Below are 12,711 nucleotides of genomic sequence, written 5' to 3' on the forward strand. Positions count from 1 at the left end.
TAAATGCAGATCAACAAAAAGCAGCGGCCCGAGCAGGCTGCCTGCAATTTTCAGGGAGATGATGAATGAGGGCATTGCTGCTGGCCACGACCGTTCTTGCCGGACTGGCCGTTCCGGAAATCGCGATTGCACAGGATACGACCGCGCCCGAGGCTGCTGCAGAAACGCAGGAGTATGAAGGCCTCAGCGAGATCGTCGTCACCGCGCAACGCCGCGAAGAAAGCCTGCAGCGCGCCGCCGTCGCCGTCACTGCGGTTACCGGTGATGACCTCACCAAATCGGGCATCACCGAAGCTGCCAATCTTGGCCGGCTCGTGCCTTCCTTGGTCGTCCAGCCCACCGGCGGCACCACCAGCTTCTTCCTGCGCGGCGTCGGCACCAATTCGCAGAACTCGTTCGCCGAAAACGCGGTCGCGTTCAACTTTAATGGCATCTATGTCGGCCGTCCGACCGCGCCAGCCGGGGTGTTCTACGACCTCGAGCGCGTCGAGGTGGTCAAGGGACCGCAGGGCACGCTCTATGGCCGCAACGCCACCGGCGGTGCGATCAACGTGCTCCCCAAAAAGCCTGTGCTCGGCACGTTCAGCGGCGAAGGCCTGTTCGAATACGGCAATTACGACAGCAAGAAAGCGTCGCTGGCGCTGAACATTCCGCTCGGCGACACCGTGGCGCTGCGCGTTGCAGGGCAGATCGTCGATCGCGATGGCTACATCTCCGATGGCTATGACGACGACAAGGGCGAAGCATTCCGCGCATCGCTGCTGATCGAGCCTTCGGACATGTGGTCGATGACGCTGGTTGCCGATTACTACAACCAGCGCGGCAAGGGTGCAGGCGCGGTGCTGCTGCCCGAGGGACGCTATGCCGTCCCCGCGCTCGAAGACCGGGTGAGCATTTCCGATCCGCGCGCGCAGGCTTCGATCCGCCAGCTGGCGTCGGGCATTTCGGCGCCGCCGTTCTGCGGAGGCTTCGGCAATTTCGTCAACAGCGGCTGCGTGGCGCTCGCAGGCACTGACGGCTTTCTGGACAATGAATTCATCGGCGTCAGCGCCACGGTCGTCGGCGACATGGGCTTTGGTACGCTGACGGTCATTCCGGCCTATCGCAAGTCCGACGTCAACCTGCTCACCTATCTTCCAGGCTTTGCAGGGACGATCAACGACAAGGCCGAGCAGATGTCGCTCGAGGTACGGCTGGCCTCCAACGAAGACCAGCGGCTGCGCTACGTGCTGGGCGCTTTCTATTTTGGCGAGGACCAGATCACCGAAAACTTCTTCCGCCAGGGCAACATCTCCACCACCCGCTTCACGCCGCGGCTCAGCACCGAGAGCATCGCTGCCTTCGGCCAGCTGACATTCGATATCGCCGATAGCCTTCGGCTGGTCGCCGGCGGGCGGTACACCAGGGAAGACAAGTCGCAGTTCACGTCCGTGGCCGCCGGCGGTCTGCCGGGACCGGTCCAGCCGCCGCTCAGTGCGCCGTTCACCGGTGACCTGTCGTTCGAAAAGTTCACCTGGAAGGCCGGAGTGGAATGGGATGCGGGGCCGGCCTCGTTGGTCTATGCCAATGTGGCGACCGGGTTCAAATCGGGCGGGTTCTTCGTCGCCCAGCCGCCCAACAACACCTTCGCTCCCGAAGAGCTGACCGCTTATACCGTCGGCGCCAAGAACCGGTTCTTCGACAACAAGCTGCAGCTGAACATCGAGGCGTTCTACTGGGACTATCGCGACCAGCAGATCACCTTCGTCGGTGGCGTGCCCACCGCAGGCGGCATCTTCGCGCAAGGCTCGACCACGGTCAACGCGGGCAAATCGCGGATCTATGGCGCAGAGTTCGAAGCCAAGTTCGCGCCGAGCAGCAACGATCTGTTCAGCGTCAACGTCCAGTACCTCAACGGCAAGTACAACAGCCTGCAGACCGCCAACTTCTCGCCCACCGGCGCACCGGTGACCACGGGCTGCACCACCGTCGGCAGCCGTCTGGCCAACCCGGGTGTCAACGGCGCACGCTTCTTCGACATCGATTGTTCGGGCAGGCCGACGGTCAACTCGCCCAAATGGGCGGTGAACCTGGGCTATGAACGCACGTTCGAACTGACGGGTGACCTCAATCTGATCTTCGGCGCGCGTGGCAACATCGAGAGCGGTCGCTTTCTCAATTCCAATTACCGGCCCGAAGAGCGGCAGGGCAGCTTCGCGATGGCCGATGCGTTTGCGACGCTGGAAAGCCTGGGCGGATGGAGCATCACCGGCTTCATCAACAACATCACCGACGAGGTGGTGCTGGCACGCGCAGGGACCCGGCCGATCCTCGACTTCCCCGTCGGTACTCTGCGTCCGCCGCGGACCTATGGCGTGCGGGTCGGTTTCAACTTCTGATGGGCAGACGGGCAGTTTGGTTGGCATTGGCGGTGCTGACCGCCGCCACGCCGGCAAACGCTCAGCCAGCGCCAACTTCGACGGGCGCCTTTATCACGCTGGGCACGATGGGCGGACCGGTGCCTTCGCCGGACCGGTCGCAGCCCGCCAATGCGCTTGAGCATGCGGGGCGGATCTATCTGGTCGATGCAGGCGACGGCACGGTGCAGCAGCTCAGCCGCGCCGGGATCATGCTGCCACGCGTCAAGGCGGTGTTCCTCAGCCATCTCCACGCCGATCACACCGGCGGGCTGTCGGCGGTACTGGGCTTGCGCAACCAGACCAATGCGCGCGAACGGCTGACGGTGTACGGGCCGCCGGGGACGCGTGAGCTGGTTGCGGGCATGGTGGCATCGATGCAGCCCGCCGCGCACGTCGGCTATGGCATCCCGGGCCAACCCTGGACCCCGCCCGCCGATACCGTCACCGTCATCGAGATGTCAGGCGGCGAGGCGCTGGCAGTCGATGGGATGACCGTCACTGCCGCGCAGAATTCGCATTATGATTTCGCAGCCGGAAGCACCGAAGACCGCAACTACAAGTCGCTGTCCTTCCGCTTCGGCCTGCCCGGCCGATCCGTCGTCTACACCGGCGATACCGGACCCAGCGCCGCCGTCGAAAAGCTCGCCCAGGGTGCCGATCTGCTGGTCAGCGAGATGATCGACATGGGCGGGACGATGGCCAATGTCGCACGCAATTCCCCCGATATGCCCGCCGATGCCAAGCGGCAGCTTGCGCAGCATCTGTCGACCCATCACCTGACCCCCGACGCGGTGGGGCAACTGGCGGCAAGCGCAGGGGTGAAGGCACTGGTGATCACCCATTTCGCCGCCGGAACCCCCGACCCTGAGCGGACCAAAGGCTATCTGGCCGAGATCACGGCGCGCTATCGCGGGCCGGTGACGCTGGCCAACGACCTCGACCGTTTCTGAGGCGCCGGGGCGGGGTCAGTCCGCCCAGTACAGCCGCATCGGATTGTCGACGAGCAGCTTGCGCTGCAGCGCTGGCGTCGGTGCGATCTGCGCAATCGTATCGACCAGCGCGCCATCATCGGGCAGCACGCTTTCCATATTCGGATGCGGCCAATCGGTGCCCCACAGCACCCGGTCGGGATAGTCCGCCACCAAGGGGCGGACGGCGCGGACGAAATCGGCATAAGGCGGGCCTGCGGGATCGAGCCGGTCGGCGCAGGTGACCTTGGTCCAGATGTCGTCGCGGCTGTCCAGCAGGCGGCGGAACGCGGCCATATCCGCGCCAGCGGGGCCCTGGCGCACATCGGGTCGGCCCATATGGTCGATGACGATCGGCACCGGGATCGCGGCGAGGAAGGGTAGCATCTCGTCCAAGATATCCGCCTCGAAATACACCACGACATGCCAGCCCAGCCGCTCGATCCGGCGCGCCACCTCGAGAAACCTGTCCTTGGGGGCGTCATCGACCAGCCGCTTGAGGAAGTTGAAGCGCACACCGCGGATGCCGCCTGCGTGCAGCGTGTCGAGCTCAGCATCGGTGATCGCCGGATCGACCACCGCGACCCCGCGCGCCATGCCGTTCGACAGCGCGATCGCGTGCAGCGTCGCGCGGTTGTCGGTGCCGTGGCAGCTCGCCTGGACGATGACGTTGCGGGCAAAGCCCAGCCGGTCGCGCAAGCCGAACAGCGCCTCGGGCCCCGCGTCCTGCGGCAGGTACTTGGCCTTGGGGCTGAACGGAAACTGCGCCATCGGGCCGAAGACATGACAATGCGCATCGACCGCGCCGGGCGGGAGCGTAAATCGCGGTTTCGATGGCTCGAGCGTCCAGCTGCGGACACGCCCCTGGGCGTCGGTGCTCATGCGAAAATCTCTCCGTCCATCAGCTTGCGCGTGGTGCGCAGCATGCCCGCCTCGATAGGCGCGCCATCGTCATCGATCGTCACCACGCATTCGGTGACCCCGCTCGGATGCTCGACGCCGAGGGTCTTGGTGCGGCCATCAGGAACGCGGGCCACCTTGGCGGCAGGCGACCCCTCGATCAGGCAGGCGGTGGCGACGCTGACCGCGCCGAGCACGCCGATCGAGGCATGGACACGGTGCGGGATCAGCGAGCGCACGGTGATCGCGCCATCCGTTTTGGGCGCTGCAACCAGCATCATCTTGGGCACCGTTTTTTCCGTGACATCGCCCAGGTTCATCATCGGCCCGGCCTTCAACCGGATCGCCTCGACCTTCGCCTTCATCGCCGCGTCGGCATCGAGCGTGTCGCGGTCCTCATAGCCGGTCACACCGACATCGCACGCCGCCATCACCACACAGGGCATGCCGTTGTCGATCAGCGTCACCGCAACGCCATCGATAATGTCCACGCCGTTGCCGGTCGGCAACAGCGCGCCGCACGAGGACCCTGCCGTATCGCGAAACGCCAGCGGGATGGCGGCGGCGGTGCCGGGAACGCCGCTGATCGCCGCATCACCGTCGTAGCGCACCAGGCCGCCGGGCGTTTGCACGCTGGCGACCGCGATCTGGCCGGTGTTTTCCATGAACACCGCAACCCGCGTCACCCCGTCCACTGCCGCCACCAGACCGCGCTCGATCGCGAACGGGCCGACGCCGGCGAGGATATTGCCGCAGTTCTGCGCATCGGTGACGATCGCCTGATCGACGAACACCTGCAGGAAAAGGTAATCGACGTCGACACCGGGCCGCTCCGATTTGCTGACGACCGCGACCTTGCTGGTCAGCGGATCGCCGCCGCCCATGCCATCGATCTGGCGCGGATCGGGCGAGCCCATCGCGCGCAGCAGAAACGCGTCGCGTTCAGCCGTGTCGGCGGGCAGATCGTCTGCCAAGAAGAACCCGCCCTTCGACGTGCCACCCCGCATCCACATGCAGCGGACCTTCATTAGCTCCTCCCCTTCAGGGGAGGGGTTGGGGTGGGGAAGGAAAATACAGCCCCACCCCCGGCCCAGTTTTGGAGGCACGTGACTCCAAAACTCCTGAAGGGGAGGGGAGCGTTTTGATCACACATATTTCAGCCCCATCTCGGCGAGGCGCGGGCGCATGTCGTAGATGTCGAGCCCCAGTTCGCCCGCCGCCAGCCGCTGGCGCTTGGCCTCCTCGGCGGCTTCGCGTGCCTGCGCCTTGGCCAGGACGGCACCGGCATCGGCGCGCTTGACTACGCACACGCCATCGTCATCGGCGACGATCACGTCACCCGGCTGGATCGAGGCGCCAGCGCACACGATCGGCACGTTGACGTTACCGAGCGTATTCTTGACCGTGCCTTGCGCGAACACCGCCTTCGACCAGACGGGGAATCCCATCTGGGTGAGGTCGCGGACATCTCGGACGCCTGCATCGATCACCAGCCCCCGGCAGCCGCGCGCCATCGCGCTGGTCGCTAGCAGATCACCAAAATAGCCGTCTACGCACGGGCTGGTGGGGGCGAGCACCAGAATATCGCCGGGCTGCAACTGCTCGATCGCGACATGGATCATCCAGTTGTCGCCCGGAGCCGCCGAGATCGTGACCGCGTTGCCCGCGACCCGCGCGCCGGCATAGATTGGCCGCATATGGTGCGCGAGCAGGCCGGTGCGGCCCTGCGCCTCGTGGACGGTCGCGACCCCTGCTGCACCCAGGCCATCGACGATGTCCAGCGCCGTCCGTTCGATATTCTGCACTACCACGTTCATGCCACACACTCCTTTGGATGCTCCCGTGCCCGCAGGGGCGGGGCACGCGCCAATCCAACTTGTGGACAGGCAATAGGTTTTTGCTATGTCTGGTCGCAATGACAGCTCCGTTCGATCTCAATTTGCGGCACCTGCGGGCGCTTGGCAATGTGGTGGCGTTGCGCAGCCTCAATCGCGCGGCGGAGGCGGCTGGGTTGTCGCAGCCTGCGCTCACCCAGGGGCTGGGCAAGCTCGAGAAGCAATTGGGCGTGCTGCTGTTCGATCGCCACTCGGGCGGGGTGACCCCGACGCCTGCGGGGCTGGCGATGGCCGAGCGCGCGGAGCTGGCGTTCAGCCATCTGGCAGCGGCCACGCGGCGGCCGGGGCGAACCGGCGCGCGCGGATTTTCTCGCCCCGAACAATTGATGACCGCGACCCAGCTTGAAGCGTTCGTCCATTTTTCGAACGCGCAAGGTTTTGCCGGAGCGGCGGCTGCGAGCGGCCTGTCGCAGCCCGGCATCCACCGCGCGGTGCGCGAGCTCGAGCAGATCTGCGGCGCTGCGCTTGCCGAACGGCGCGGACGCGGCATGATGCTGACCCCGGCCGGGCGGGCGATGGCACGCGGGGTGCGGCTGGCGGCGCGCGAAATCGCCGCCGGGATCGACGAGGCGCGCGGCGATCCCGAGGGTGGCGCGCGGATCTCGATCGGCGCGATGCCGCTCAGCCGTGCGCTGGTCGTGCCGCGCGCGATCGCGCATTTCCTGCGTGAAAGCCCGGGCACGGTAATCGATGTGGTCGAAGGATCGTGGCGCGAACTGGTCGATCCGCTGCTCGATGGCGTCATCGACGTGATGGTCGGCGCGCTGCGCGACAATCCACCCGCCGAGATCGATCAGGTGGCGTTGTTCACCGACCGGCTGGCGGTCTTCGCGCGCAAGGGGCATCCGCTGGCTGGGCGCCCGGTGACGCTCGCCGATCTGCATGGCCAGTCCTGGGTCGTCGGGCCGCACGGAACGCCCTTGCGCGCGCACTGGCAGGAGCTGTTTGCCGGTGATCCGCCTCCGGTGCCCGTCGAATGCGGGTCGGTGATGGTGATCCGCGGTCTGGTGATGCAGAGCGACCTGCTGACCTTGCTGTCGCCCGACCAGATCGCGGTCGAACTCGACACCGCGATGCTGGTGCGGATCGATCTCGATCTGCCCGGCAGCATCCGCACGATCGGGATCAGCACCCGCCACGGCTGGCGCCCGACCCGTGCGCAACAGCGGCTGGTCGATCTCCTCCATCAGGCATCTATTGAAACCAGACTTCACGAAAACCAATAGGTACCGCCGCAATTGGATTGGTGGGCGGTGCACCGGCCGGTCTAGGGCATCCCCATGATGACAGCAGCCACATTCATCGGGTTCGGGGAAGCGGGCCGTGCCTTTGCCTGGACAGGAGCGCGCGCGTTCGATCGCAAGACGCTCGATCCGGACATGCGCGGCAGTCTTATCGAGGCCTATAAGACTGCTGGCGTGACCGGCGCCAATGACGCGGCCACGGCGCTCTCTGGCGCGAGCGCGGTGCTGTCGCTGGTCACGGCAGATCAGGCCTTCATCGCCGCGCGCGAGTATGCGCCGCTGCTCGATGCCGGCGCGCTCTGGCTCGACATGAACAGCGTCGCGCCGGGCACCAAGCGCCGCGCGGCAGAGGTGATCGAGGCGGAAGGCGGTCGCTATGTCGATGTCGCGGTGATGGCGCCGGTGCTGCCCGCGCGCCGGTCGGTGCCGCTGCTGGTCGCAGGGCCACATGCGGGCGCGGCATCGCAGGCGCTGATGGCGCTGGGCTTCTCCTATGTCTCGATCGCCGGGCCCCATATTGGCGATGCGTCGGCGATCAAGATGATCCGTTCGGTGATGGTCAAGGGGCTCGAGGCGCTGAGCGCGGAGTGCGCGCTGGCCGCCGACCGGGCAGGGGTATCGGATGCGGTGCTCGCCTCGCTCGACGCCAGTTGGAAGCCCCAATCCTGGGGCGACCGGTTCGATTACAATCTCGACCGGATGATGGCGCACGGCCTGCGCCGTGCCGCCGAGATGGAAGAGGTCGCAGTCACGCTCGAGGAGCTGGGGGTCGATCCGGCGATGACCCGCGGTATCATTACCCGTCAGCGCGACCTGGGCGCGCTTGGCATTGCGCCGCCCGCCGGGCTTGCCGCCAAGCTGCAGGCGATCAACCTGACCAACACGAGTGACGCTGTATGACCCTGATCATCGACTGCCACGGCCATTACACCGTGCTGCCAAAGGCCCATGATGCCTGGCGCGAGGAACAGAAGGCCGCGTTCAAGGCGGGAACGCCTTGCCCGCCATACCCCGAGATCTCGGACGACGACATCCGCGAGACGATTCAAGCCAACCAGCTGCGGCTGATCAAGGAGCGGGGCAGCGATCTCACCATCTTCAGCCCCCGTGCTTCGGCAATGGCGCCGCATGTCGGCGACGAGGCGGTGGCGCTCGAGTGGGCGCGGCGCTGCAACGATCTGATCGCGCGCGTCGTCGGGCTGTTTCCGGGCGTGTTCGCAGGCGTGTGCATGCTGCCGCAAAGCCCCAAGGCTGACATGCAAGGCTCGATTGCCGAGCTCGAACGCTGCGTCACCGAACTGGGCTTTATCGGCTGCAACCTCAACCCTGATCCGGGCGGCGGCCGTTTCGAGCATCCGCCGCTGACCGATCGCTTCTGGTATCCGTTCTACGAGAAGATGGTCGAGCTCGATGTCCCTGCGATGATCCACGTTTCGGGCAGCTGCAACCCGGCGATGCACGCCACCGGCGGATATTACATCGCGGCGGACACCATCGCCTTCATGCAGTTGCTCGAGGGCGATCTGTTCGCCGATTTCCCGACCTTGCGCTTCATCATCCCGCATGGTGGCGGTGCGGTGCCCTATCACTGGGGGCGCTATCGCGGGCTTGCCGACATGCTCAAAAAGCCCGCGCTCGATACGCACCTGATGAACAACATCTTCTTCGACACCTGCGTTTATCACCAGCCGGGGATCAACCTGCTCGCCGATGTGATCGACAACAAGAACATCCTGTTCGGCAGCGAGATGGTCGGCGCGGTGCGCGGGATTGATCCGACCACCGGGCATTATTTCGACGACACCAAGCGCTATGTCGATGCGCTCGAGATCAGCGATGCTGAGCGGCACATGATCTTCGAGGGCAATGCCCGCCGGGTCTTCCCGCGGCTCGATGCGCAACTGAAGGAGCGCGGCCTATGACTCATCGGGCGAGCCAGCCAACCGACATCCATGCCTATCTCGCCGATCTCGAGGATATCCCGGGAACCCGGGTGTTCACCGCGGCGCGTGCGCGGCAGGGCTATCACCTCAACCAGTTCGCGATGAGCCTAATGAAGCCTGAAAACCGCGCGCGGTTCAAGGCCGACGAGCGCGGCTATCTCGACGAATGGGCGATAACGCCCGAGGCCAAGAAGGCGGTGCTGGCGCGCGATTACAACGCCTTGCTCGATCTGGGCGGCAACATTTATTTCTTCTCCAAGCTGTTTTCCACCGACGGGATCGCCTTTGCCGAAGCGGTGAGCACCATGACCGACATGCCATGGCCCGACTACCGCCAGATGATGATCAATGGCGGCCGCTCGCCCGAGGGTGTCCGATCGATCAGGGAGAAACGCTGATGGCCCGCTTGACCGCTGGCGTCGCCAGCAGCCACGTTCCGCTGATGGGCGTCGCGCACGACCAGAAGAAGGACCGCGACGATTATTTCGGCCCGATTTTCGCAGGCTATGACTGGACCCGGCAATGGGAAAAGGAACAAAAGCCCGATGTCGTGATCCTGGTCTATAACGACCACGCATCTGCCTTCGACATGAAGATCATCCCGACCTTCGCGATCGGCTGCGGCGAGCATTACAAGCCTGCCGATGAAGGCTGGGGCCCGCGCGCGGTGCCCGATGTGATCGGCCATCCGGACCTCGCCTGGCATATCGCGCAGAGCCTGGTGCTCGACGAGTTCGACATGACCATCGTCAACGAGATGGACGTCGACCACGGGCTCACCGTGCCGCTGAGCATGATGTTCGGCGATGTGGCCGAATGGCCGGTCAAGGTCATCCCGCTCGCGGTCAACGTGGTCACCTATCCGCCGCCGACGGGCAATCGCTGCTGGGCGCTTGGCGAGGCGATCGCCCGCGCGGTGGCGAGTTTTCCAGAGGATTTGAACGTGCAGATCTGGGGCACCGGCGGCATGAGCCACCAGCTGCAGGGGCCGCGTGCCGGGCTGATCAACCGCGCATGGGACAACATGTTCCTCGACGGTCTGGTCGGCGACAGCGACCATCTGCGGCACATTCCGCACATCGAATATCTGCGCGAAACCGGGTCCGAAGGGATCGAGATGGTGATGTGGCTGATCATGCGGGGCGCATTGGGCAAGACCACGCGCTGCCTGCACCGGCATTATCACGTCCCGTGCAGCAACACGGCCATCGGCCATATGGTCTTGGAGCCACAACCATGAAAATAGCACTCGCAGGCGCAGGCGCCTTTGGTGAAAAGCATCTCGACGGACTGAAGAACATCGACGGCGTCGAGGTGGTCTCCCTGGTCGGACGCAGGCTCGATCCGACCCAGGCGATCGCGGAGAAATACGGCATCGGCCACGCCACGACCGAGCTGGCCGAGGCGCTAGAGCAGCCTGGGCTCGACGCGGTGATCCTGTGCACCCCCACCCAGATGCACGCCGCGCAGGCCATTCAATGCATGGATGCGGGCAAGCACGTGCAGGTGGAAATCCCGCTCGCCGACAGTTGGGCGGATGCTGAGGCCGTCGTAGCCAAGCAGCAGGAAACTGGCCTTGTGTGCATGGTCGGCCATACCCGGCGCTTCAACCCCAGCCACCAGTACGTCCATAACGAGATCACCGGCGGCAGGCTGAACATCCAGCAGATGGATGTGCAGACCTATTTCTTCCGCCGCCGCAACATCAACGCCAAGGGCGAGCCGCGCAGCTGGACCGATCATCTGCTGTGGCACCACGCCGCGCACACGGTCGATCTGTTCGCGTATCAGGCGGGCAAGATCGTGGCAGCGCACGCGATGCAGGGGCCGATCCATCCCGAACTCGGCATCGCGATGGACCTGTCGATCCAGCTCAAGAGCGAGAGCGGCGCGATCTGCACCTTGTCGCTGAGCTTCAACAACGAAGGCCCGCTGGGCACCTTCTTCCGCTATATCGGCGACACCGCGACCTATATCGCGCGTTACGACGATCTGGTGAACGGCAAGGAAGAGCCGATCGATGTCTCGAACGTCGCGGTCTCGATGAACGGCATCGAGCTGCAGGACCGCGAGTTCATCGCTGCGATCCGCGAGGGGCGGGAGCCCAACAGCTCGGTCGGCCAGGTGCTCGATTGCTACCGCGTGCTCGGCGATCTCGAGCGGCAGCTCGGCGCGTGACGACGCACCGCACCCAGGTCGCGATCATCGGTTCGGGTCCCGCCGGCTTGATGCTGGGGCATCTGCTCAGGGCCGAGGGTGTCGATTGCGTGGTGCTCGAGCGCCAGACCCGCGCGCATGTCGAAAGCCGCATCCGCGCAGGCGTCCTGGAAACGGTGACCACCGACATCATGCACCGGCTGGGGCTCGATGCGCGGATGAACGCCGAAGGGCTGGTCGAGGACGGCTTCAACCTGGCCGATGGCGACATGATGGTGCGGATCGACATCAAGGCGCTGACCGGTCGCAACGTCATCGTCTACGGCCAGACCGAACTCACCCGTGACCTGATCAAGGCCGCGGCCGAGCGTGACCTTTCAATCGTGTTCGAGGCGGCCGATCTGGCGCTGCACGATATCGACAGCGATCATCCCAGCGTGACCTACGTCTCGGGCGGCGTCGCGCACACGCTGCACTGCGATTTCATCGCCGGGTGTGATGGTTTCCATGGCCCCTCGCGTCGCGCCATCCCGGCCGAACTGGCACGCGAATATACCCACGAATATCCGTTTGGCTGGCTGGGCATCCTTGCCGATGTGCCGCCCTGCCATGACGAACTGATCTACGCCAACGGCCCGCGCGGCTTTGCCTTGGCATCGATGCGATCGCCGACCCGCAGCCGCTATTACATCCAGGTGCCGCAGGGCGAAAAGCTGGCCGACTGGAGCGAAGACCGGCTGTGGGACGAGCTTGAAGGCCGCTTCAACGGGATCTCGCGGCACGGCGTGACCAGGGGGCCGGCGCTGGAGATGTCGATCGCGCCGCTCAGGTCCTATGTGTTTGAAACCATGCGTTACGGGCGGTTGTTCCTGGCAGGCGATGCCGCGCACATCGTGCCGCCGACCGGTGCCAAGGGCCTCAACCTTGCGGCATCCGATGTCACCTATCTGGCCGACGCACTGATCGGCCATTACCGGCAGCGCGGCGAGGGCGGGTTGCTGGACTATCAACGCCGCGCGCTGGCGCGGATCTGGAAGGCCGAGCGGTTCAGCTGGAGCCTCACCAGGCTGATGCACAGCTTCCCCGAACAGCGCCCGTTCGAACGCCGCATGCAGATCGCCGAACTCGATTACCTCGCTGGTTCGCATGCGATGCAGACAGCGATTGCCGAAAATTATGTCGGGCTTCCGCTCTAGCACTACCGG

General features: G+C 65.2%; 12 protein-coding genes. 9 read left to right on the forward strand and 3 right to left on the reverse strand.

Features of this window, described 5'->3' with window-relative positions:
• The first annotated feature begins 65 nt into the window (after positions 1-65).
• Together IEW00_RS04630 and IEW00_RS04635 are read left to right on the forward strand one after the other, a co-directional pair.
• Positions 66-2,378: a TonB-dependent receptor gene (locus tag IEW00_RS04630; protein WP_188513229.1), complete on the forward strand. Its 2,313-nt coding sequence runs from the start codon at positions 66-68 to the stop codon at positions 2,376-2,378.
• 32 nt (positions 2,379-2,410) lie between these two features.
• Positions 2,411-3,349 carry an MBL fold metallo-hydrolase gene (locus tag IEW00_RS04635; RefSeq protein ID WP_229736819.1) on the forward strand — a complete coding sequence of 313 codons (939 nt, stop codon included), beginning with the start codon at positions 2,411-2,413 and terminating at the stop codon, positions 3,347-3,349.
• Between the two features lie 15 nt (positions 3,350-3,364).
• On the opposite strand, the gene IEW00_RS04640 is transcribed toward IEW00_RS04635, so the two are convergent.
• The 3 genes from IEW00_RS04640 to IEW00_RS04650 all read right to left on the reverse strand — a co-directional run bounded on the left by IEW00_RS04640 (position 3,365) and on the right by IEW00_RS04650 (position 6,084).
• A complete protein-coding gene (locus IEW00_RS04640; RefSeq protein ID WP_188513231.1) occupies positions 3,365-4,249 on the reverse strand; it encodes an amidohydrolase family protein in 885 nt (294 codons plus the stop codon).
• Complete coding sequence (locus tag IEW00_RS04645; protein WP_229736820.1) at positions 4,246-5,295, reverse strand: 4-oxalomesaconate tautomerase; 1,050 nt, start codon at positions 5,293-5,295, stop codon at positions 4,246-4,248. The genes IEW00_RS04640 and IEW00_RS04645 overlap by 4 nt, the downstream gene beginning before the upstream one ends.
• A 117-nt stretch (positions 5,296-5,412) precedes the next feature.
• On the reverse strand, positions 5,413-6,084 hold the full coding sequence (locus IEW00_RS04650; RefSeq protein ID WP_188513232.1) for a 4-carboxy-4-hydroxy-2-oxoadipate aldolase/oxaloacetate decarboxylase: 672 nt from the start codon (positions 6,082-6,084) through the stop codon (positions 5,413-5,415).
• Between the two features lie 98 nt (positions 6,085-6,182).
• On the opposite strand from IEW00_RS04650, the gene IEW00_RS04655 reads away from it, so the two are divergent.
• The 7 genes from IEW00_RS04655 to pobA are packed head-to-tail and all read left to right on the forward strand — an operon-like array spanning position 6,183 to position 12,702.
• Positions 6,183-7,388: a LysR family transcriptional regulator gene (locus tag IEW00_RS04655; protein ID WP_188513233.1), complete on the forward strand. Its 1,206-nt coding sequence runs from the start codon at positions 6,183-6,185 to the stop codon at positions 7,386-7,388.
• Between the two features lie 54 nt (positions 7,389-7,442).
• Positions 7,443-8,306, forward strand: coding sequence for an NAD(P)-dependent oxidoreductase (locus IEW00_RS04660; RefSeq protein ID WP_188513234.1), 864 nt, complete (start codon positions 7,443-7,445; stop codon positions 8,304-8,306).
• Entirely contained in the window at positions 8,303-9,328 is a 1,026-nt protein-coding gene (locus IEW00_RS04665) for an amidohydrolase family protein (RefSeq protein WP_188513235.1), read from the forward strand. The genes IEW00_RS04660 and IEW00_RS04665 overlap by 4 nt, the downstream gene beginning before the upstream one ends.
• Positions 9,325-9,747 carry a protocatechuate 4,5-dioxygenase subunit alpha gene (gene ligA, locus IEW00_RS04670; protein ID WP_188513236.1) on the forward strand — a complete coding sequence of 141 codons (423 nt, stop codon included), beginning with the start codon at positions 9,325-9,327 and terminating at the stop codon, positions 9,745-9,747. Before IEW00_RS04665 ends, ligA begins: the two co-directional genes overlap by 4 nt.
• Complete coding sequence (locus IEW00_RS04675; protein ID WP_188513237.1) at positions 9,747-10,589, forward strand: class III extradiol dioxygenase subunit beta; 843 nt, start codon at positions 9,747-9,749, stop codon at positions 10,587-10,589. Before ligA ends, IEW00_RS04675 begins: the two co-directional genes overlap by 1 nt.
• Entirely contained in the window at positions 10,586-11,527 is a 942-nt protein-coding gene (locus tag IEW00_RS04680; RefSeq protein ID WP_188513238.1) for a Gfo/Idh/MocA family oxidoreductase, read from the forward strand. The genes IEW00_RS04675 and IEW00_RS04680 overlap by 4 nt, the downstream gene beginning before the upstream one ends.
• Entirely contained in the window at positions 11,524-12,702 is a 1,179-nt protein-coding gene (pobA, locus tag IEW00_RS04685) for a 4-hydroxybenzoate 3-monooxygenase (protein WP_188513239.1), read from the forward strand. Before IEW00_RS04680 ends, pobA begins: the two co-directional genes overlap by 4 nt.
• Positions 12,703-12,711: the final 9 nt, after the last annotated feature.

The sequence above is a fragment of the Blastomonas aquatica genome (genome assembly GCF_014639875.1).
Lineage (GTDB): Bacteria > Pseudomonadota > Alphaproteobacteria > Sphingomonadales > Sphingomonadaceae > Blastomonas > Blastomonas aquatica.

Coding starts and splice junctions, on each gene's coding strand:
- IEW00_RS04630 (WP_188513229.1), top strand. CDS start 66: ATGAGGGCATTGCTGCTGGCCACGACCGTTCTTGCCGGACTGGCCGTT.
- IEW00_RS04640 (WP_188513231.1), bottom strand. CDS start 4,249: ATGAGCACCGACGCCCAGGGGCGTGTCCGCAGCTGGACGCTCGAGCCA.
- IEW00_RS04645 (WP_229736820.1), bottom strand. CDS start 5,295: ATGAAGGTCCGCTGCATGTGGATGCGGGGTGGCACGTCGAAGGGCGGG.
- IEW00_RS04650 (WP_188513232.1), bottom strand. CDS start 6,084: ATGAACGTGGTAGTGCAGAATATCGAACGGACGGCGCTGGACATCGTC.
- IEW00_RS04655 (WP_188513233.1), top strand. CDS start 6,183: ATGACAGCTCCGTTCGATCTCAATTTGCGGCACCTGCGGGCGCTTGGC.
- IEW00_RS04660 (WP_188513234.1), top strand. CDS start 7,443: ATGATGACAGCAGCCACATTCATCGGGTTCGGGGAAGCGGGCCGTGCC.
- IEW00_RS04665 (WP_188513235.1), top strand. CDS start 8,303: ATGACCCTGATCATCGACTGCCACGGCCATTACACCGTGCTGCCAAAG.
- ligA (WP_188513236.1), top strand. CDS start 9,325: ATGACTCATCGGGCGAGCCAGCCAACCGACATCCATGCCTATCTCGCC.
- IEW00_RS04675 (WP_188513237.1), top strand. CDS start 9,747: ATGGCCCGCTTGACCGCTGGCGTCGCCAGCAGCCACGTTCCGCTGATG.
- IEW00_RS04680 (WP_188513238.1), top strand. CDS start 10,586: ATGAAAATAGCACTCGCAGGCGCAGGCGCCTTTGGTGAAAAGCATCTC.